General features: G+C 72.3%; 19 protein-coding genes and 1 tRNA gene. 13 read left to right on the top strand and 7 right to left on the bottom strand.

Translation table 11 applies throughout. The features are described 5' to 3' along the window. Positions 1-303 precede the first annotated feature (303 nt). From IRY44_RS21190 to IRY44_RS21180, 3 genes are all read left to right on the top strand, one after another. Positions 304-507, top strand: coding sequence for a hypothetical protein (locus IRY44_RS21190; protein WP_194801995.1), 204 nt, complete (start codon positions 304-306; stop codon positions 505-507). Continuing rightward, entirely contained in the window at positions 497-1,096 is a 600-nt protein-coding gene (locus IRY44_RS21185) for a hypothetical protein (RefSeq protein WP_194801994.1), read from the top strand. Before IRY44_RS21190 ends, IRY44_RS21185 begins: the two co-directional genes overlap by 11 nt. Before the next feature lie 391 nt (positions 1,097-1,487). Next, positions 1,488-1,856, top strand: a complete 369-nt coding sequence (locus tag IRY44_RS21180; protein ID WP_194801993.1) for a tyrosine-type recombinase/integrase — start codon at positions 1,488-1,490, stop codon at positions 1,854-1,856. A 56-nt stretch (positions 1,857-1,912) separates the two neighbouring features. Here IRY44_RS21180 and IRY44_RS21175 read toward each other — a convergent pair. Next, positions 1,913-1,989 (bottom strand) — tRNA-Pro (locus tag IRY44_RS21175). Positions 1,990-2,120: 131 nt separating this feature from the next. Further along, complete coding sequence (locus tag IRY44_RS21170) at positions 2,121-3,014, bottom strand: metallophosphoesterase (protein ID WP_194801992.1); 894 nt, start codon at positions 3,012-3,014, stop codon at positions 2,121-2,123. Positions 3,015-3,039: 25 nt separating this feature from the next. Here IRY44_RS21170 and IRY44_RS21165 point away from each other — a divergent pair, with 25 nt between their 5' ends. Continuing rightward, a complete protein-coding gene (locus IRY44_RS21165; RefSeq protein ID WP_194801991.1) occupies positions 3,040-3,495 on the top strand; it encodes a GatB/YqeY domain-containing protein in 456 nt (151 codons plus the stop codon). Positions 3,496-3,570: 75 nt separating this feature from the next. Here IRY44_RS21165 and IRY44_RS21160 read toward each other — a convergent pair whose 3' ends face one another. Beyond that, complete coding sequence (locus IRY44_RS21160) at positions 3,571-6,015, bottom strand: transglycosylase domain-containing protein (protein ID WP_194801990.1); 2,445 nt, start codon at positions 6,013-6,015, stop codon at positions 3,571-3,573. Between the two features lie 403 nt (positions 6,016-6,418). Here IRY44_RS21160 and IRY44_RS21155 point away from each other — a divergent pair, with 403 nt between their 5' ends. Further along, positions 6,419-6,739, top strand: a complete 321-nt coding sequence (locus IRY44_RS21155; protein ID WP_043327856.1) for a WhiB family transcriptional regulator — start codon at positions 6,419-6,421, stop codon at positions 6,737-6,739. A gap of 9 nt (positions 6,740-6,748) precedes the next feature. On the opposite strand, the gene IRY44_RS21150 is transcribed toward IRY44_RS21155, so the two are convergent. The 3 genes from IRY44_RS21150 to IRY44_RS21140 are packed head-to-tail and all read right to left on the bottom strand — an operon-like array spanning position 6,749 to position 9,560. Beyond that, a complete protein-coding gene (locus tag IRY44_RS21150; RefSeq protein WP_194801989.1) occupies positions 6,749-7,897 on the bottom strand; it encodes an ArsA-related P-loop ATPase in 1,149 nt (382 codons plus the stop codon). Between the two features lie 54 nt (positions 7,898-7,951). After that, positions 7,952-8,926: an ArsA family ATPase gene (locus IRY44_RS21145; protein ID WP_194801988.1), complete on the bottom strand. Its 975-nt coding sequence runs from the start codon at positions 8,924-8,926 to the stop codon at positions 7,952-7,954. 49 nt (positions 8,927-8,975) lie between these two features. After that, a complete protein-coding gene (locus tag IRY44_RS21140; RefSeq protein ID WP_194801987.1) occupies positions 8,976-9,560 on the bottom strand; it encodes a hypothetical protein in 585 nt (194 codons plus the stop codon). Between the two features lie 336 nt (positions 9,561-9,896). Here IRY44_RS21140 and IRY44_RS21135 point away from each other — a divergent pair, with 336 nt between their 5' ends. From IRY44_RS21135 to IRY44_RS21105, 7 genes are all read left to right on the top strand, one after another. Continuing rightward, positions 9,897-10,337, top strand: coding sequence for a hypothetical protein (locus IRY44_RS21135; protein WP_194801986.1), 441 nt, complete (start codon positions 9,897-9,899; stop codon positions 10,335-10,337). A 62-nt stretch (positions 10,338-10,399) separates the two neighbouring features. Next, entirely contained in the window at positions 10,400-10,555 is a 156-nt protein-coding gene (locus IRY44_RS21130; RefSeq protein ID WP_013289021.1) for a DUF4177 domain-containing protein, read from the top strand. A 5-nt stretch (positions 10,556-10,560) separates the two neighbouring features. Then, positions 10,561-11,022: a RidA family protein gene (locus tag IRY44_RS21125; protein WP_135242382.1), complete on the top strand. Its 462-nt coding sequence runs from the start codon at positions 10,561-10,563 to the stop codon at positions 11,020-11,022. Between the two features lie 117 nt (positions 11,023-11,139). Next, complete coding sequence (locus IRY44_RS21120; RefSeq protein ID WP_370584982.1) at positions 11,140-11,934, top strand: MBL fold metallo-hydrolase; 795 nt, start codon at positions 11,140-11,142, stop codon at positions 11,932-11,934. Next, entirely contained in the window at positions 11,931-15,512 is a 3,582-nt protein-coding gene (locus IRY44_RS21115) for an adenylate/guanylate cyclase domain-containing protein (protein WP_194801985.1), read from the top strand. The genes IRY44_RS21120 and IRY44_RS21115 overlap by 4 nt, the downstream gene beginning before the upstream one ends. A 133-nt stretch (positions 15,513-15,645) precedes the next feature. Further along, the gene (locus tag IRY44_RS21110; protein ID WP_194801984.1) at positions 15,646-16,104 is read left to right on the top strand and encodes a hypothetical protein; all 459 of its coding nucleotides are present in this window, start codon (positions 15,646-15,648) and stop codon (positions 16,102-16,104) included. Between the two features lie 30 nt (positions 16,105-16,134). Continuing rightward, entirely contained in the window at positions 16,135-17,610 is a 1,476-nt protein-coding gene (locus tag IRY44_RS21105; RefSeq protein ID WP_194801983.1) for a serine/threonine-protein kinase, read from the top strand. Here IRY44_RS21105 and IRY44_RS21100 read toward each other — a convergent pair. Further along, on the bottom strand, positions 17,597-18,061 hold the full coding sequence (locus tag IRY44_RS21100) for a hypothetical protein (protein ID WP_194801982.1): 465 nt from the start codon (positions 18,059-18,061) through the stop codon (positions 17,597-17,599). The two genes, IRY44_RS21105 and IRY44_RS21100, sit on opposite strands and share 14 nt — an antisense overlap. A gap of 235 nt (positions 18,062-18,296) precedes the next feature. Between IRY44_RS21100 and IRY44_RS21095 the strand changes: the two genes are divergently transcribed. Continuing rightward, positions 18,297-20,075 (top strand): alpha/beta hydrolase, encoded by a 1,779-nt coding sequence (locus tag IRY44_RS21095; RefSeq protein WP_194801981.1) that lies wholly within the window; start codon positions 18,297-18,299, stop codon positions 20,073-20,075. Positions 20,076-20,092: the final 17 nt, after the last annotated feature.

Genomic DNA, 20,092 nt, shown 5'->3' with positions numbered 1-20,092 from the left:
TAGACGACGGGATGCGAAGGCAGGTCAGCAAGCGGAGGCGGCCTCTGCCCCTCTGGGCGCCTTCGTTCGCTGCCAAGTCTTGGAGGCTAGCCAGCTGGGCCGAGGAAACAGGTCAGCCGACACGCCAACGACACTGGCGCGCCCATGCAGGCCGTGGCACTTCGCAGCGGCTGGGTAGGGGGCTTGTGCCAGCCAGGAGCGGGTACAGAGATGGAAGCGGCGAGAGTCTAGACAAGCATCCGATGCGAAAAGGTCGGACCTGGCAGGTACCGTTACAAGCACCCCCCCGAGAGGAGTAGTGCGATGCTTACCGCAAGTGACGCACGCGACATCCAAGTGGTGGAGCTGACCCCAGACGAGGAGCACGAGTACATCCAGAGAGAGTCCCGCCGCCTGCTGGGCATGGACGTCGAAGAGTTTCGGCAGCGCTGGGAAGCCGGCGAGTTTCGCGACAATGACGACCCGAAGGTGACTCAGGTGGCTATGCTGCTGCCTGATGCCCGGTAGCACCCCTCATGCCGCGTTCAGCGCGTTCGTCACTCCAATGACGGACGCGCTGAACTGTGTCGTCCACCCGCGTCTGGCCGTCTCTCCAGGCGGTCAAACGCTGATCAACCAGAAGCACAACCTCTACCTCACGGGCCATCAGCGCGAGACGGATGGCTTCCTGCGGCTTCCCCGCACGGACCTTGAGTTCCGCGCCCGCATGTTCTACATGATCATTGAGGATCCGCGGGAGGACTACGGTCCCTACCGCGTTACCACTCGTGGTTACGACTACTCGGTTCGCAAGACGGACGGGGCGGCCGTCATCGACTACCACTGGCACCCCGTGGGCCTCTCGCACGAGAAGCGACCCCATATCCACCTCGGGTCATCGCAGCTGCGACCCGACGCTGTGCTGTCGAATAAGCAGCACATTCTGAGTGGTCGCGTAACGCTTGAGTCCGTAGTGCGTGACCTCATCGGCCTGGGCGTGCCGCCCCGCTTCGAGGACTACGCCGCCCTCCTCGACCTGTGCGAGGCCCCGCACCTGCTTCATCGGACCTGGACGAACGACTACGAGCAAGAGACTGGCCAGTCCATCCCGGAGTGATTGCGGCCCACCTGCTCGTCGCGTCGCTCACCGTCGGCCCAGGACCGCCCCAGCCAGCGGCTGGCTGTACAGCCACCGTCTGATCCGTAGCTCCGGGCGATGCGATCTCTCGTGGCCGCGCCCGACCTCCCACAGCTCCTGGTCGTCGCGTGGCAGCTCGTGCGGCTTGCTCGGTTGCTGTACTTCGCTGCTGTACTGCTGCGGCTGCTCCCCGTCGTCGGGTAGTGCTGGGCGGCCCGCATGTTGGACCGAGCAGCTTGATCGGCGCTGGCCTTCGCCGCTGAACCTGCTTCGATTACTGCTCGGCGAGGGAAGCCCCGAACGCATACCATCTTCCTCGGATGGCCAGCGATGTTCCTAACTTAGGAAGTCACGAACTGGCCGGCGGACTGTGCCGCTGCCCCCGTTCGTCGTCCAGGCGCTGACCGACCATCGGCAGTCCTTCGAAACGGGCGCCGACGGGTTGATCTTCGTCGCCCGGACTGGCGAGCCGCTGAAGCGGGGAACGTTTCGGGCTCGGATCTGGAAGCCCTCCCTGCAACGCGCCGGCCTGCCACTCGGGCTCCGGTTCCATGACCTGCGGCACTCCTACGCGACGTGGCTCGTCTCCGACGGGGTACCGATCAACGACGTAGCCAAGGTGATGGGACACGAGCAGACGTCGACGACTCTGGACCGGTACACGCACTCGACCCTGGACCGGGATCGCAGGGTGCTCGCGTCGTTTGCTGCCTTCTCGCTGCCTCTGCTGGAGCAATGATCGGCGGGAACGAATCAAGGCCCCTCCGTGGAGGGGCCTTGACCTTTACTTACCTCTGGTCGGGGTGGCCGGATTCGAACCGACGACCTCTTCGTCCCGAACGAAGCGCGCTACCAAGCTGCGCCACACCCCGAGGCGTGCCGACAAATAGTAGCCCACCCGCCCGCACGGTCAAACTCGGTACCCCCCGCCCCGCGTACCCGGCAGATCTTGGTACGGATCGGCCCTCCGAGGGGCGGCCGCGTACCAAGATCTGCCGGGGGGTCAGCGGGGGATCAGGGTGAGGATGCTGGCCTCTGGGGGGCAGGCGAAGCGGATCGGGGCGGTGGGATGGGTGCCGAGGCCGGCGGAGACGTGCAGCCAGGAGTCCGAGCCGGGCCAGCGGTGCAGCCCGCGCGCCATCGAGCGGGGCAGCCCGCAGTTGGTCACCAGGGCGCCGTACCCGGGCACGCGGACCTGGCCGCCGTGGGTGTGGCCGGCGAGCAGCAGACCGAAGCCGTCGGCGGCCATCCGGTCCAGCACGATCGGCTCGGGGGAGTGGGACACCGCTATCGACAGCGCCGCGTCGCCGCTGACCCGGCCGGCCACGGCGTCGTAGTCGTCCCGTTCGATGTGTGGGTCGTCCACGCCGGCCAGCTCGATCTCCCGCCCGCCGGCCTTGAGCGTGGTGCGGGCGTTGTTCAGGTCGGCCCAGCCGGCACCGGTGAGGATGTCGCGCAGTTCCTCGTACGGCAGCGGCACGCCGTCGGTGTACTCCCGGTCGGGCAGGAAGTAGGTGAAGGGGTTCTTGAAGACCGGACCGGTGTAGTCGTTGGAGCCGAAGACGAACGCGCCGGGCAGATCGAGCAGCGGCTGCAGGGCACGCAGCACGCCCGGCACCGACTCCGGGTGCGCCATGTTGTCGCCGGTGACCACGACCAGGTCGGGGTCGAGCGCGGCCAGTGAGGCCACCCAGTCCTGCTTGCGTCGCTGGCCGGGCATCATGTGCAGGTCGGAGAGGTGCAGCACCCGCAGCGGTTCGGCGTCGGTCGGGAGCACCGGCACGTCGTACCGGCGGAGGGTGAACATGTTGCGCTCGATGAGCGACGCGTACGCCAGGGTGGCCGCGCCGGCGGCGACGGTTCCGGCCGCGAGCCGGAATAGTGTGCGCTTTCGCATGGCGTTCAGGGTAGTTTCACCGTCCATGAGCACGCTGAAGGACCGTCTCACCGCCGACATGCGCGCCGCTCTCAAGGCGCGCGACGAGCTGACCACCTCCACGCTGCGGATGGCCCTGGCCGCCGTGGGCAACGCCGAGGTCGCCGGCCGGGAAAAGCGCGAGCTCAGCGACGACGAGGTGCTCGCCGTGCTGACCAAGGAGGCGAAGAAGCGCCGCGAGGCGGCGGTGGCGTTCGCCGACGCCGGGCGCGCCGAGCAAGCCGGCAAGGAGACCGCCGAGGGTGAGGTGCTGGAGCGCTACCTGCCCAAGCAGCTCTCCGACGAGGAGCTGGCCGAGCTGGTCTCGGGGGCGCTCACCGCGGGCGGCTTCACCGGCAAGGCGCAGATGGGCCCGGCCATGAAGGCGGCCCAGGGCGCGGTGGCCGGCCGGGCCGAGGGTGGTCGGGTCGCCGCGGAGGTACGCCGCCAGCTCGGCCTCTGACCCGGGCTCCGGTAGCGCGGAAACGACGACGGCCACCTCCCGGGGGAGGTGGCCGTCGCTGTCTGCTGTCCGGGATCAGTTCCCCGGGCGTCCCGGTCTGCCGTTACCCCCGCCCGGCCCACCCGGCCGGTCCGGTGTCGCGGTGCCGCCCTGCTCCGGGGTGCCCGTGCCCTGGCCGGAGCTGACCTCGATCATCACCACGCCACCCTTGATGGTGCGCCCGTCCGGGCTGGTGCCGGCCGCGGTGCCGGCCGGGCACTCCGACGGCACCTTGTTGCTGGAGACCACCGGCTCGAAGCCGGCACCCTTCAGCCGGGACTTCGCGGTGTCGATCGACTCGCACTTGACGCCGGGGATGGAGCGCTGGTCACCCAGGACGATCTTGCCGCTGGGCGGCGTGAAGTTCTTCCGCTCCTTGCCCTTCATGGCGTCGCGCAGCGTCTGGTAGACCGCCGGGTTGATGCCCTGGGGCGTCTCGTCGTGGCCCATCTTCTGGTTGGTCTGCGGCCAGTCCGGGTCGGCCATGATGCCGGCCACCGCGTACTGCTTGGTCATCGCGACCAGGGCCGAGGTGCGGTCGGAGTCGGTGGTGCCGGACTTGCCGGCCACCGGCGCGTCGACGATGTTGCGGACGTTGCCGGCGGTGGCGGGGCCGCACTTGGTGGTGGAGGAGCGGTCACCGACCGGGCAGCGCGCGGCGTCGACGGCGGCGCGGGCCACCTCGGTGCTGACCCGCTGCTCGCAGCGGGGGTTGGCGACGTCCAGCTTCTCGCCGTCCGGACCGCGGATCTCCTGCACCGGGATCGGCTCGCAGTACTTGCCGTCGGCGGCGAGCGTGGCGTACGCGTTCGCCAGCTCCAGCGGCGTGGTCTGGGAGACGCCGAGGCTGAACGCGCCCCACTGGTGCGGGTTGGCGGCGAGCTGCGCGTCGCTCGACGAGCGGAACGTGATGCCGAGCTTCTGCGCGGCCTTCACCACGTTCTCCGCGCCGACCCGCTGCTGGAGGTCGATGAAGAAGGTGTTGACCGAGTAGCCGAAGCCACTCCACATGTTGTGCATGCCGGCCATCGCCGGGTTGGCGTTCTTCGGGCAGTACTTGCTGGTGCCCGGGCAGGCGGCGGGCGAGTTGAACTCGACCGGGTAGTCCGACTTGAACACCGGCTGCGCGTTGATGGGGTAGCTGAGCGGGTAGCCCTTCTCCAGCGCGGCCACCAGCGTGAAGATCTTGAAGGTCGAGCCGGCCTGGTAGCCGGCGATGCCGGGACCACCGGTGACCAGCGGGTTCACCGTGTTGGGGTAGTTGCCGCGGATCTTCTTCTTGGCCTTGGCCGGGTCGCTGGAGATCTTGTTCTGCGGGTCGGCCGGGTCGTCGAGCTTGAAGTTCCGGTTCACCGCCACGGCGCGCACCCGGCCGGTGCCCGGCTCGACCGCGGCCACCATGCGGGCCGCCTTGCTGCTCTCGCCGAGCTTGTTGCGGACGGCCTTGTCGGCGCCCTTCTGGGCCTGGACGTCCAGGGTGGAGATGATGGTGTAGCCGCCGCTCTTGAGCCGCCGCTCACGGTCGTACGACGTGGCGCCGAACGTCTCCTGCTGCAGCCACCAGCGGTAGAGGTAGTCGCAGAAGAAGCCCCAGGAGCGGGTGGTGGTCTGGGTGCAGCCGTTCGGGGTGCGCTTGCCCTTGACCACGAGCTTGATCTTCTTGGCGGCGTCCGCCTCCTGCTGGGTGATCGCGCCGATCTGCACCATGTTCTGGATGACGTAGTCGCGCCGGCCGACCGCCTCCGGGTAGCCCGACTTGGTGGTCGGGTCGAACGAGGTGGGGGCCTTCACCATGCCGGCGAGCATCGCCGACTCCTGGATGTCGAGCTTGCTCGGCGGCTTGTTGAAGTAGACCTGGCTGGCCGCCCAGATGCCGTACGCGCCGTTGCCGAACGCGGCGATGTTCAGGTAGCGCCGGAGGATCTCGTCCTTGGAGAGCTCCTTGTCGACCTGGAGCGCCAGGCTCATCTCGCGCAGCTTGCGACCGCTGGTGTCCTCGGTCGCGGCGACCACGTCGGCCGGGTGCGTGGCCGAGTAGGAGATGGCCAGCCGGACGTACTGCATGGTGAGCGTCGACGCTCCCTGCCGGGACGAGCCGGCGGCCTGGTTGTTGACGAAGGCGCGCGCCACACCGTTGATGTCCACGCCGTTGTGCTTGTAGAAGTCGTGGTCCTCGGCCGCGATGATGGCCTTCTTCATGTACGGCGAGATGTCCTCGAACTTGACGTCCTTGCGGTTCTCGTCGTACATCGTGGCCAGCACGGTCTTGCCGTCGGCCGCGAGCAGCTTGGTGATCTGCGGCGCCCGGGCGACTGTCAGCTCCTTGGGCAGCGCCTCGAACGTCTCCGCCCCCGCCTTCGCGGCCAGGCCCGACATCGCCGCCACGGGGAAGGCCGCCGCAGCGACCACCACTCCGGCCAACAGGCCGCAGATCAGCAGCGATGCGGCGTTGGTCAGCACGTTGTGGTCACGTTTCCGCATCCAGGTCACCTCGACAGGGTACGCGAGTAGGGAATGGCGGGCGCGCGGGGAACTTTCCCCATTTCCTGCACGCGCCGGCCTCGTTGTGCTAAACGCACGAGCCCTGGTCCGAGGTTGCGTGGGATCCGGCGGAAGTCTCGCCGAACTCCGGGAGCGGCGCAGCGTTTTCACGTAGTCGGGCGGGGTAGTCGCGGGGCGAAAGCCCGGGAAGCCGGGAGTGTCCGGAATGATGGATTTCGCCGACAACGTTGCGTAATCGGGCGACTACACAGCATGATGGTGGCGGCGACCGCAGCCATGAGTCGTTCGTGCCGCCCTGGGGAGGCCGGGGCGAACGACCGGGGGGATGTACGACGGCTGCTCGCGCGAAGTCGGTAGGTACTGCAAGGGGGGACGTGTACAGATGGGCATGATCACTGACTGGCCGTCACTGGCGGCGTGTCAGAACGGAGACCCGGACGCGTTGTTCGTACAGGGCGCCGAACAGAACGTGGCGAAGAGGATCTGCCGGAGCTGCCCAGTTCGGTACGAGTGCCTGGCCGACGCGCTCGACAACCGGATCGAGTTCGGCGTGTGGGGTGGCATGACCGAGCGCGAGCGCCGGGCGTTGCTGCGCCGTCACCCGCAGGTCACCAGCTGGCGCAAGATGTTCGAGGCGGCCATGAAGAAGAACGCCAAGGAGAAGGCCGGCAAGGACAAGGTCCTGGTCACCACGGCCACCTGACCGCACCGGTCAGCTCCGGCTGATCGCCTCGCCGATCGTCCGCAGCCCGTCGACGTCGTGCACGTCGGCGGGTTGCGCCGTCACCGACACCGCCGGCACCGCCGGGAACGCCTCGGTGAACCGGGCCGCCACCTGCTCCTCGCGTACCGCCTGCTGAGCCAGCGCGGCGTGCGCGCGCAACACCTCGACGGTGCCCTCGTGCCCACCCACGCCGGCCAGCCGCTCCGCGGCGGCCAGGCTCTCCGCCGCGGACAGGTCCGCGGCCGGCCGGTGCACCCGGTTGAGTACCAGCCCGGCCAGCGGCATCCGCTCCTCACGCAGGCGGCCGGCGAAGTAGGCGGCCTCCCGGACCGCGTCCGGCTCCGGCGTCGCGACCAGCAGGAACGCCGTCTCCCGGGCCTGCAGGATCCGGTACGTCTGCTCGGCGCGCTGCCGGAACCCGCCGAACATCGAGTCGAGGGCGGCAACGAAGCCGGACAGGTCGGTGAGCAGCTGGGCGCCGATCACCTTCTGCACCACCTTGGAGAACATCCCGAAGCTGGCGGTGACCAGGCTGAACATGCTCCGCCCGCCGCTGCGTGCCGGAGCCAGCAGCAGCCGCAGCATCCGGCCGTCGAGGAACCGGGACAGCCGGGCCGGTGCGTCCAGGAAGTCGAGCGCGGACCGCGACGGCGGCGTGTCCACCACGATCAGGTCCCACTCGCCCCGGGCGTGCAACTGGCCCAGCTTCTCCATCGCCATGTATTCCTGCGTGCCGGCGAAGGTGGAACTCATGGCCTGGTAGAAGGGGTTCGCGAAGATCTCCGCGGCCTTCGCCGGGTCGGTGTGCTGGAGCACCACGTCGTCAAACGTGCGCTTCATGTCGAGCATCATGGCGTGCAGTTCGCCGCCGCCGGCCTCGACGTCGATGCCCTTTACCTGCCGGGGTGTGTTGTCCAGTTCGGTCAGGCCGAGCGACTGGGCCAGCCGCCGGGCCGGGTCGATGGTGAGCACCACCGTCCGCCGGCCGTGCCGCTCGGCCGCCCGCAGCGCCAGCGCCGCGGCGGTGGTCGTCTTGCCCACGCCGCCCGCCCCGCAGCAGACCACGATCCGTACGCCGTCGTCGGCGAGGATCTGGTCGACGTCAAGCGGAGGCGCCGCGTCTTCGGAAGGCACCAATCGAGCGTATCGGTCCCGAGGGCCTCTCTGCTCCGTGCCGGCCGCAGGTGTGAGTCAATCCGCCCGGACGAGGGCCTCGGCGAGCGTCTCCAGCCCGGCCCGGTCGACCCCCTCGGGCAGCAGCGGCAACTCGACCAGAGGCAGGCCCAGATCCACCAGGTCACCCCGCAGGGAGTCCTCCAGCTCACGGCGTACCTGCTGGTCACGTGCCTCCTCGACGAGCCCGGCCACGGTCGGGCCGTCGGCCGGCAGGCCGGCGGCGGCCAGCCCGCGCTTCAGCTCGGCCGCCGTCACCGCGCGTCCGGCCGGCACCGGCGGGCGGACGCCGTTGACGATCACGCGGCCGACCGGGAAACCGAGCTGGGTCAGCTCCGCGACCGCGTCGAGCGTCTCCTGGACCGGCATCTCCTCCAGCAGCGTGACCACGTGCACAGCGGTCATCGGGGACCGGAGCAGCGCGGAGACACCCTCGCTCTGGGTCTTGATCGGGCCGACCTTCGCCAGCCGGGCGGTCTCCGCCGTCACGTTCAGGAAGCGGCCGATCCGCCCGGTCGGCGGCGCGTCCAGCACCACCGCGTCGTACGTCCGGCGCGACCCGCTGGTGCGGGTGGTCGCCTCCTTGACCTTGCCGGTGAGCAGCACGTCGCGCAGGCCCGGCGCGATCGTGGTGGCGAAGTCGATCGCGCCGAGCTTGCGCAGCGCCCGGCCGGCCGCGCCGAGCTTGTAGAACATGTCCAGGTATTCGAGGAGCGCCTCCTCGGCGTCCACCGCCAACGCCCGCACCTCACCGCCGCCGGGCGCGTCGGCGAGGTGCCGTTCCTCGTACGGCAGCGGGTCGGTGCCGAAGAGCTGGGCGATGCCCTGCCGGCCCTCCACCTCGACCAGCAGGGTGCGCCAGCCCCCGGCGGCCAGGCCGAGGGCCAGCGCGGCGGCCACGCTGGTCTTTCCGGTGCCGCCCTTGCCGGTCACCACGTGCAGGCGGGCCGGCCATCTGCCGGCGGACTCGGCCGGCTGCTCACTAGCTGCCACCCGTCGAGCCTAACCAGCCGTTGGGACCAGCCCTGTCCGGCCGGCGGGATCAGCCGACCTCGCAGACCCACCAACCCGTCTTCCGCACCACTGTGAAACGCAGCGCCTGCTCGGCGACCTTCTCGTCGGCGGTGGTCATGGTCACCCGCGCGGACACGGTTGCCCGGTCCCCGGTCTGGTTGTCGACCGTCGGGGTGGGCCAGCGGAAACGGGGGTTCTGGTACTGGGCGACGTACTCCCGTACCTCGGTGACCTTGGCGGCGATCTTCTCGTCGTCACGGGCCGCCGAGCAGACGAACGCGGCCGCCTTCTCGGAGTCGCGCTCCTGGTAGACGGCCTTGAGGAAGCCGTCCACGGCTACCTGCGGTTCTTTCGCGCCCTGGCCGTCCTCGCTGTTGCGTAACGCGAGGAACGCGGCAGTGCCCCCACCGCCGCAGAGCAGGACCGCGGCGGCCAGCACCAGCGAGACGATCAGCACCGCCGGTCGCTTTCGCGGCGGGGTGTCGGACGGGTACGGCGGCGGACCGGCTGCGGGTGCGGGTGCGGATCCCGGCGGCGCGCCGCCGGCGGGCGGCGGTTGCGGATTCGGGTCGCCGGGCGTGCCGGTGTCGCCACCGGCGGGCGGTTGGGTCATCTGTCTCCCCCGGGTTGCGGCTCCCGTCGCCGCCCCAGGCGACGGGCACGGGTCGAGGTGTGCGGGCGCGCGTCGGCGCGCGTCCAGTCCGGAAGGGTATCGGTCGGCGGTGCGCTTGCCAGCCCCGCGTACGCGCCCCGCCGGGCGGACACGGCTAGCGCGTTCCCGACCACCCTTGTGTCGCAAATGTGACTGGAGGTGACGAGGAGTGCGCGTCCCGTTGCCGGGACTTGTCGCAGGATCTACGTTCGTCCCCGACGCGGAGAGCCGGGCCGGGGACGGCTCCGAGCCGGATGGCGGTGTTTGTTGAACAGGTACGACGCCCGGAGGCGACGGATGCGTGACGCGGAGAACAGTCCCCGAGGCCAGTTCCCCGGTGACCGGGCCGGACGGCCGGGTGAGGCCGAGGTGCCGGGTGCGCCGTTCAACGAGCGCTCCTACGGCCCGCCGGCCGAGGCGGTCCGGACGCTGCCCCGATCCGGCGGGAAGGGGCGGGACGAGGACGAGCCCGGCTACGTCATCCACCTCCAGGTCCGGGTACCCGACCTGGACGCGGCCACCGCGCTCGCCGGCACCGTGGCCACCTCGCTGGGCTTCCTGGTGGAGCTGGACGCGGGCGAGACCACCGTCTCCACCGCCGACGACCAGAACAACAGGCACCGGGTCTTCTGCGACCTACTGCTGCCCGACCGCAGCCGGTGCCCGCAGCGCTTCGAGCACGAGGGCCCGTGCGGCGAGCCGCCACCGGCACCGGAGCCGCGTCCCGCGTCCTGGTGACCGCGGCGGACCGTAGGCTGTGCCTGACCGAAGTCCAAGTCAGGCAAGGGAGCCCTCCTCCGATGCAGAAGTGGGAATACGCCACGGTGCCGCTGCTGGTCCACGCGACCAAGCAGATCCTCGACAACTGGGGCGAGGACGGCTGGGAACTGGTCTCCGTGGTCCCCGGCCCGAACCCGGAGCAGCTCGTCGCGTACCTGAAGCGTCCGAAGGGCTGACCCCGATGAGCAACGGACCCCACGCGAAGCTCGCCGAGCTCGGCCTCGAACTGCCCGAGGTGGTGCCGCCGGTGGCCAGCTACGTGCCGGCCGTTCAGTCCGGGCAGCACGTCTACGTGTCGGGCCAGCTGCCGATGGCCGAGGGCAAGCTGCTCGCCACCGGCAAGGTCGGCAACGGCGTCTCGGCCGAGCAGGCCAAGGACCTGGCGGAGCGGTGCGCGCTGAACGCGCTCGCCGCGATCGACGCGCTGGTCGGGCTGGAGAACGTGGTGAAGGTGGTGAAGCTGACCGGCTTCGTGGCCAGCGCACCCGGCTTCACCGGCCAGCCCGGCGTGATCAACGGTGCCTCCGACCTGTTCGGCGCCGTGTTCGGCGAGGCCGGCCGTCACGCCCGCAGCGCCGTCGGCGTGGCCGAGCTCCCCCTAGACGCCCCGGTAGAGGTAGAGGTCATCGTCGAGGTCGCGTAACGCTGAAGCCCGCGATCTTGCGGTTGTGGCCCCGGCAGAAGCCCCAGACGGGGACAAAGCTCGGGCCGGAACTGCAAGATCGCGGGGAGCGGCGGGCGGAGTCGTACGATCGCAGCCATGGGTGGGCGTATGGCCGGTGCGGCGGGGGCGCTTGCGGACGGGCTGCCGGGGTGGGTGACGCTGCTGCGTGCGCCGAACCCGGGGCCGATGACGCTCGACGGGACCAACACCTGGGTGCTGCGGGCCGGGCCGGACGCGCCCGCCGTCGTGGTCGACCCGGGGCCCGCCGACGAGGGGCACCTGGCCGCGATCGCGGCGCAGGGACGCATCGGATGCGTGCTGATCACGCACGGGCACGCCGACCACACCGAGGGCGCGCCCCGGTTGCGCGAGCTGCTCGACGGCGTACCGGTGCTCGCCGCCGACCCGGCGCACACCGCCGGAGGCGAGCCGCTCACCGCCGACACCACCATCGACGTGGGGCTGGACCTGCGCCTGCTGCCCACCCCCGGGCACACCGCCGACTCGGTCTGCCTGGTCGCCGCACACGACGGCGAGCACGTGGTGCTGACCGGTGACACCATCCTCGGCCGGGGCACCACAGTGGTCGCCCACCCGGACGGGCACCTCGGCGACTATCTGTCGAGCCTGGAGCTGCTCTCCGCGTACCGGGGGATCCCGGCGCTGCCGGGCCACGGCCCGGCGCTCGCCGACTGCGGTGTGGCGGCCGACTTCTACCTGGCCCACCGGCGGGCCCGGCTGGACCAGGTGCGTGCCGCAGTCGCCGCGGGCGCCACCACCGCCGCCGAGGTGGTCGCAGTGGTCTACGCCGACGTCGACAGGTCGCTGTGGTGGGCCGCCGAGTGGTCGGTCCGGGCCCAGCTCGAACACCTCGGAGTGGAGCAGCCGTGACCTGCCCGGTGTGCGGAACCGTAGCCGTGCCCGGGGCGCGGTTCTGCCACAACTGCGGGGCGGCGCTCCCGGCCGCTGCCACCCTGCCCGCCGCCGAGCGCCGCGTGGTGACTGTGCTCTTCGGCGACCTGTCCGACTTCACCTCCTGGTCGGAGGACCTTGACCCGGAACGGGTCGGCGCGGTCACCGACCGGGTGCTGGCCGCCCTCGCGGGTGCGGTCAAGACGTTCGGCGGGCACGTCGACAAGCTCACCGGCGACGGCATCATGGCGGTCTTCGGCGCGCCCGTGGCGCACGAGGACGACGCCGAGCGGGCGGTCCGCGCCGCGCTGTCCATGCAGCGCGCGGTGCGGCGGGTGCTCGACGACGAGCGCGGCGGCGGCGCGCCGCTGGGCCTGCGCGTCGGCCTCAACACCGGGGACGTGATCGCGGGCATCCAGGCGGCGATCGAGTACACGGTCATCGGCGACACGGTGAACACCGCCGCCCGGCTGGCCGACGCCGCCGCCGTCGGCGCGGTCTACGCCGGGGCGCGCACCTCCGCCGCCACCCGGCACGTCGCCTCCTGGCGGGCGCTGCGCCCGCTGCGGCTCAAGGGCAAGCGGGAACCGGTCGAGGCGTACGAGCTGCTGGGCCTGCTCGACGCGCCCGGCACCCGGTCCGGCCTCGGTGACGAGGCGCCGTTCGTGGGCCGGGAGACCGAGATCGGCCGGGTCGCCGGCCGGCTCGCCGAGGTGATCGACAGGGGCGAGCCCCGGGTGCTGCTGATGACCGCCGAGGCGGGGATCGGCAAGTCCCGGTTCGCGGCCGAGGTGGAACGCCTCGCGGCCGGCTACGACGTCGGCGCCGGGCGGTACGCGGCGCACACCGGCGCCCGCGTCCTCTCGGTGCGCTGCGCGGCGTTCGGCGAACGGCGCCGGCTGGCCCCGCTGGCCGACCTGGTCCGGGCCGCAGTCGGCCTGCCCGGCGACGCGGCCACCGCGGTCACCCGGCCGGCCGTCGAGGAGCGGCTGCGCCGCCTCGGCCAGCGCCTGTCCCGGCTCCCCGGCGACCCGCCGCCGATCGCCGTGGATCAGCTCCTGGCCCTGCTCGGGTACGCCGAACTCCCGCCCGCCAGCGAGAACGGCGAGTGGAACGCGGCCGGACCCCCGCCCGACGACGAGGCGGTGCCCACCGCCGTGGCGGACCTGCTCAGCGCGCTCGCCGGTGAGGCGCCGCTGGTGATCGTGGTGGACGACCTGCACGACGCCACCGCCGAGACGCTCAAGGCGCTGGCGCTGACCCTCAACCGGCTCAGCGGGCCGGTGCTGGTGCTGCTGCTCGGCCGCCCCGAGCTGGTACGGACCGCCGGTGCGCTGACCCGCGTCGCGGACGCCGAGGTGCACGCGCTGCCACCGCTGCGCGGCGCTGACGCGTCCCGGCTGCTCACCAGCTACCTGTCCGGTGGCCGGATGCCGCAGACCGACGCGGACCGGCTGCTCGCCACCGCGCAGGGCAACCCGTTCTATCTGGCCGAACTGGTCACGCTGCTGATGGAGCGCGGTGCGCTCACCGCCGGGCCGGGCCGGGGCTCCGACGTCGGCTGGCGGCTCGCCCCCGGCTCGCTCGGCAGCCGGCTGCTCTCCCGGGACCTGGCCGCGGTGCTCGCGGCGCGTATCGACGCGCTGCCGCCCAACGCCCGTTCGGCGTTGCGGGACGCCGCGGTGGTGGGCGACACCGTGCCGGCGGGGGCGCTGGAGGCGCTGCGGGAGCAGCGGGTCGGGCAGGACGGGCGGCCCGCCGCGGTGGCCGCCGTCGAGCTGGACCGGGCGGTGGAGGAACTGCTGCAACGGCGCATGCTGCACCGCACCCGCAGCGGGTTCGCCTTCGCCACCCCGCTGATGCGGGAGGCCGCGTACGCCGGGGTGAGCAAGGCCGAGCTGGCCGAGCGGCACGCGGCGCTGGCCCGCTGGGCCGCGCCGGAGAGCGTCGACGAGACCGGCGGCGCACCCGGTGGCGCGTTCACCGAGGCCGCCCGGGACGACTTCGTCGCCGAGCACGTGGAGCGGGCCACCGCGCTCGCCGACGCGGTCAAGCTGCGCCCGGACGCGCCGGCCCGGGCGGTCACCCCGCTGGGCGTGGCCGCGCTGGGCCGGGCCGCCCGCCGGTCGCTGCGGTCGGGGGAGCCGGCTCTCGCCGTCGAGTACGCCGAACGCGCGGCCGAGCTGGCCCGCGACGGGGTGCCCGCGGCCGACCGGGTGGTGCACGCCCGGGCGCTGCTCCAGGTCGGTCGCCCGGCCGACGCGCTGGCCTTCGCCGAGAAGATCGCCGCGAACACCGGCGACCCGGCCACCCGTACCGCCGCGCTGCTGCTCGCCGGGCAGGCCCAGCAGACCCTCGGTGACGCCGAGCGGGCCGAGTGCAACTGGCAGGAGGCGTTGCAGGTGGCGACCGACGCCGACCTGCCCACGCTGCGGGCCTCGGCGATGCGGCGGCTCGGCATGGCCGACTTCATCGCCGGCCGGCTCGGGCAGGCGAGCAGCCGGCTGGCCGCGTCCTACCAGGTCAGTCTCGCCGCGCGGGATCTCCGCGGGCAGGCGTGGTCGTTGCAGAACCTGGCCTGGGTGACCACCACCCGGGGCGACTTCGCCGGGACCGACGCGGTGCTCGGCCGAGCCGCCCGGCTCTTCGCCGAGCTGAAGGACCCGTACGGGCGGGCCTGGCTGCGCGGCACCACCGCGTTCGCCCGGCTGCTCGCCGGCCGGCTGCGGGAGGCGTGCCGGATGGCGCGGGTGTTCCTGCCGTTCGGCGAGCGGGTCGGCGAGGCGTGGGCGGTGGGGACGCTGCGCGCGGTCGAGGCGTACGCCACCGCCGAGCTCGGCGACCTGGCCGAAGCGGACCGGGCGGCGCGGCGTGCGTACCGGGACTTCGCCGAGGTGGGCGACGACTGGGGGCAGGGCTTCGCGCTCGTGGTGCGCGGGGTGGTGGCGCGCGGGCTGGGCGAGCCGGAACACGCGGCCGACCTGTTCACCGACGCGCTGGAGTACGCCGACCGCACCACCCACCCGCTGCTCACCGGCATGGCCGGCACGCTGCGCGGCTTCGTGGCGCTGGACATGGGCGACCACGAGACCGCCGAGCGGGAGGCGCGGTCGGTGCTGACCCGGGTGGAGCCGCACAACCCGCAGGCGCCGGCCCAGGTCGCGCCGCGGGTGCTGCTCGCCATGGCCCGCCTCGCGGCGGGTGACCCGGGCACCGCCGTGGGGCTGCTCGCCCCGGTGGCGACCGGCGCGGCGAACGCGCCCTCGCTGCTGTTCTCCCGGCGGCAGACGATGGCCCGGTACGCCGCCGCGCTGCTCGCACACGGCCAGCGCGAACAGGCGCTCGACTGGGCGCAGCGGTCCATCACCGCCCCGGCGGAGGACGTCCGCAGCCAGGTGGTGGCGCTGCTCGTGCTGGCCGAGGCGCTTGACGCCTGCGGTCGGCGGGCCGAGGCGCTGACGCACGCGGAGGAGGCGGTACGCCTCGCGTACGTCACCGAGCAGCGCAGTGAGCGGATCGTCGCGGACGCCTTGCGGGTGCGCCTCTCCAGCGGCTGATCGCCCGTGTTCTGACGGTTCCGGGGATGTGTTCGTCGGTGGAGCCGGTTAGCGTGGGGCGGCCACAGTCGTGGATCGACTGTGGCCGCCCGGTGCGCGCCCGCGTCACCGGCGCTCATGCTGGGGAGGAACGATGAGGCTGCCGCGCTCGGGCGCCGGCTGGACGATCGCGGTCTTCGGGCTCCTCGCGCTGCTGCTCGGCGCGCTCGGTCTGATCTGGCCGGAGACGCAGCTGCGCCTGCTCGGCTTCGAGGTGCCGGCCGAGCGCGCTCCGGGCGACTACACCGGCACGTTCCTCACCGCGTCCTCGATGGCCTCGTTCAACATGGGGGTCTACTACCTGCTCGCCGTCGCCACCGAGTGGCGGCCGTTCTACCGGTTCACCGTGTGGTTCCGCCTGGTCACCTTCACCGTGTTCACCATCGCGGTGCTCTCCGACGTCGCGCCGGACCGCTTCTTCGCGGTCGCCGCGTGGGAGGGCCTGGGCGCGCTCGCCACGGCAGCCGGCCTGTGGTGGGACGCACGCCGGGCGGCTCCCGCCGGTGCCGTGTCCGCGCCGGAGCCGGCGCCGGCCACCGACGCGGCGCGCTGACGGGTCCGGATCGTTGGGTATTTTCGAGTCGTGACCGAGACCCCGCCCGGCGCCCTGCGGCTGCCCATCGTGCCCGGTCTGACCGATCTGCAGGTGTTCGCCCGGGGCGGCTACGCCACCATCTACCGGGCCACCCAGATCTCGGTGGGACGCGAGGTCGCGGTCAAGATCGAGAACCGCACACTGGACAGCGAACGCGACCAGGCCCGCTTCCTGCGCGAGGCCCGTGCGGCCGGGCGGATGTCGTCGCACCCGCACGTCGTCGACCTGTTCGACGTCGGGGTCACCGTCGACCAGCACCCCTACCTCATCATGGAGCTGTGCGACGGCTCGTACGCCGAGCGGATGCGCACCTCCCCGCTGGGTCCGGCGGAGACCCGCGACCTCGGCGTGAAGATCGCCGACGCGCTGGCGCACTCGCACGCGGCGGGCGTCCTGCACCGCGACGTCAAGCCGGCGAACATCCTGCACTCCGAGTTCAACTCGGCGGTCCTGGCCGACTTCGGCCTGGCGGTGCTCGCCGAGTTCCGCGACTCCTCGGTGATGCTGGAGGCGCTCACCCCGGCGTACGCGCCGCCGGAGACGTTCAACCACAGCCCGCCCACGCCTGCCGTCGACGTCTACTCGCTGTGCGCCACGCTCTACGCGCTGATGTACGGCCGTCCGCCGCGCTGGCACTCCGAACGCAACCCGAGTCTGGTGACCGTGCTGGAGATGTTCCAGCAGCCGATCCCGGGTCTGCCCGGTGTGCCCGGCGAGCTGATCGACGTACTCCGGCTGGGCATGTCGAACGACCCGGGCGCGCGGCCCTCGGCGGTCGAGCTGCGCGGCCTGCTCGCCTCGCTGCCGCTCGACGGCGCCCCGGCGACCGGCGGCCGGTACGACGACGGCATCGGCGACCGGTTCCACCGCACCGGTGGGCCGAACCCGCGACCGCCCGCGGACGACGACCACCCGACGGTGGCCTCGCGTGGCCGGCGCTGGCCCAAACGCTGGTTCCTCGGCGGTGCCGGCGTGCTGGCGCTTGCGGCCTCGGCCGGCGGTGGCTGGGTGGCCGGCGGCCACGCTCCGGCCGCCTCGCCGACGCCGACGGCCAGCGGGGTGGCCGGGGTGGCGCCGGTACCGGGATGCGCGTCCGCCGACGTGCGGCTGCCCGCCGGGGCGCGCTGCGCGACGGAACTGGAGTGCTTCGGTCCGGTACGGCTGCGCCGCGACCGGGCCGAGGCGAGCCGGGTGCCGTGCGACGGCCAGCACACCTGGGAGACCTACGCCGCCGGTGACCTGCCGGCCGCGCTCGCCGGGGCCCGGCACGAGACGGTCGCGGCCGACCCGGCCGTCGGCAGGGTGTGCAACGCCGACACGTTCCGGCTGGTCAGCGGCGGCAAGTCGGCGAGCGGGTGGAACCTGGAGGTGCTGCCGCCGGAGGCCGAGGCGGACCGCACCTACCGCTGTCTGGCCGGCCGGGGCGTCAACGCGCTCGCCGGTCCCACGCTCACCGGTCGCTGAGCCCGTTCACGGTCCGGCTCTGCCGCACCGACCGCGGGTCGAGCGTCTCCAGCGTGTCGGCGTCCACCGCCGTCGGCGCACGCATGCCGCGTACCACGCGCGGGTCCAGCGTCTCCAGCGTGTCCGCGTCGATCGGCTGACCCGCCGGGGTGCGCAGGTTCCGCACCGCGCGCGGATCGATCGCCTCCAGCGTGTCGGCGTCCACTCCGTACCCCTGGTGGGGGACCGGCCAGGTCTCGGCCTGCGGGGCGGACCCGCCGGTGCCGCCGGGCTGACGCGCGGCGGTGATCGTCACTCCCGTGATCATGGCGAGCAGCACGCAGACCAGGGCCAGCACGACCGACAGGATGCCGGGCGGACGCCACACGGCGAGGGTCACCACCGCCGCCACCGTCGCCAGGGACGCGACGACGGCCTTCGCCCGCGCATCGGGCTTCGGGAACGATCTCACCCGACAAGCATGGCCCAGCGCGTCCACCTGTCAACCGGCGGGATGAGACAGCTTCCCGTCATTGAGGCTCCACTTCGGAGTCGCAGGTAGCGACGATCGAGAAAAAATCGTTACATCATCTGGTTGTTTGCCGTATCGATCCATGTTTGGGGGCCACTAACGTGGGCGTCGATCCCTACAGTGACGGGGGTCGAGGTCTCCTCGACGGAACTGTTCCCCGACGGAAGGCAGCCTCATGCCCCGTGCAATCCGATCCCTGGCCGCAACCGGGATCGCCGGCGTCCTCCTCGCCGGACCGGCCGTCGCGCCCGCCGCGGCGGCGACTCCGCAACCACCCGCGCACGACCGGACCACCGCCGCCGAGGCACGCCGGGTGGACCGCGTGCCGACGCCGAAGCTCGACTGGTACGCCTGCTACGACTACGCCGAGTGCGCCACGGTCCGGCTCCCGCTGGACTACGACAACCCGAAGGGCGCCACCACCGAGGTCGCACTGCTCCGGGTCAAGGCCCGCGACCAGCAGCGCAAGGTCGGCAGCCTCTTCCTCAACCCGGGTGGCCCGGGTGGCTCCGGCACGAGCATCGCGCTCGCCGCGCCCTACTTCCTCGGCGACGACCTGCTCGACCGCTTCGACATCGTCGGCGTCGACCCGCGTGGCGTCGAGGCCAGCGAGAACATCAAGTGCTTCCGCTCGGTGAAGGACCAGACCCGGGCGTACGCCGGGTTGAACGTCGCGTTCCCGTGGACCAAGGCGGAGGAGAAGGCGTACGTCGCCGCGTCCAAGGCGGTCGGCAAGGCGTGCTCCACCACCGGCAAGCCGCTCACCGGCGCGGCCTCCACCGCCGAGGTGGCCCGCGACATGGACGTGTTGCGCCGGGCCGTCGGCGACAAGTTGCTCAGCTACCTCGGGTTCAGCTACGGCACCGCGCTGGGCCAGTACTACGCGAACATGTTCCCGGACCGCTTCCGCGCGCTCGTCGTTGACGGCGTGCTCGACCCGAACGCCTGGGTCGGCCAGGGCAGCGCCCGCAACCAGCTCCAGGAGACGCGGCTGCGCAGCGCCGACGGCGCGTACCGGGCGCTGCGGGAGATCCTGGCCCGGTGCGGCAAGGCCGGCGCCGAGAAGTGCGAGCTGGCCGCCACCGGCAATCCGCTGGCCGCGTACGACACGGTGGCGAAGCGACTCCGCAAGAAGCCGGTGGTGATCGAGGATCCGGACTTCGGCTCCTTCACGGTCAGCTACGCCGACTTCGTCGGTGCCACGCTCGGCGCGCTCTACGATCCGTACGGCTGGCAGTCGGTCGTCGACATCACCGTGCAGCTCCTGGCCGCCACCGATCCGGCCGCCGGCAAGGCCGCCACCGCGTCGGCCCGCACGGCGCTCGCCGCCCGCGCCGCGCAGGCACGGCAACAGCGGGGGTACGACTTCCCGTACGACAACGGGCTGGAGACGTTCCTGACCGTCGACTGCACCGACGCGTACCACCCGAAGAGCGCCGACGCCTGGCCGGCGCTGTCGGCAAAGGAGGACAAGCGGGCGCCGTACTTCGGGCGCGCGTGGGCCTGGGGCACCTCGCCCTGCGCCCGCAACACCTGGACGGTGCGGGACGAGGACGCCTGGACCGGGCCGTTCAACCGGGTCACCGCCGCTCCGGTGCTCGTCGTCGGCAACTACTGGGACCCGGCGACCAACTACCAGGGTGCGGTCAGCTCGGCCGAGCTGCTGCCGAACAGCCGCCTGCTGAGCAGCGACAGCTGGGGCCACACCGCGTACGGCACCTCGGCGTGCGTGACCGGCCGGATCGACGCGTACCTGCTCACCGGGAAGCTGCCGGCCAAGGGCACGCTCTGCGTCGGTGACGCGCAGCCGTTCCAGGAGGACGCGGCGGCCGGCCGGGCGGACGCGTCGAAGAGCGAGCTGGCCCGGGCGGGCGAACCGCGCCGGGGCGAGCCGAAGCGGCTGCCGCCGGTGGCGACGCCGCGTCCGGCGGTCGGCACGCTGACCGTCCGCTGACGGACCCCCGGGGTACG

The organism is Micromonospora sp. ANENR4 (assembly GCF_015354395.1).
Taxonomy (GTDB): domain Bacteria; phylum Actinomycetota; class Actinomycetes; order Mycobacteriales; family Micromonosporaceae; genus Micromonospora; species Micromonospora aurantiaca.
Note: the sequence above shows the minus strand (reverse complement) of the source record. Positions and strands in the feature narration are given on the sequence as shown.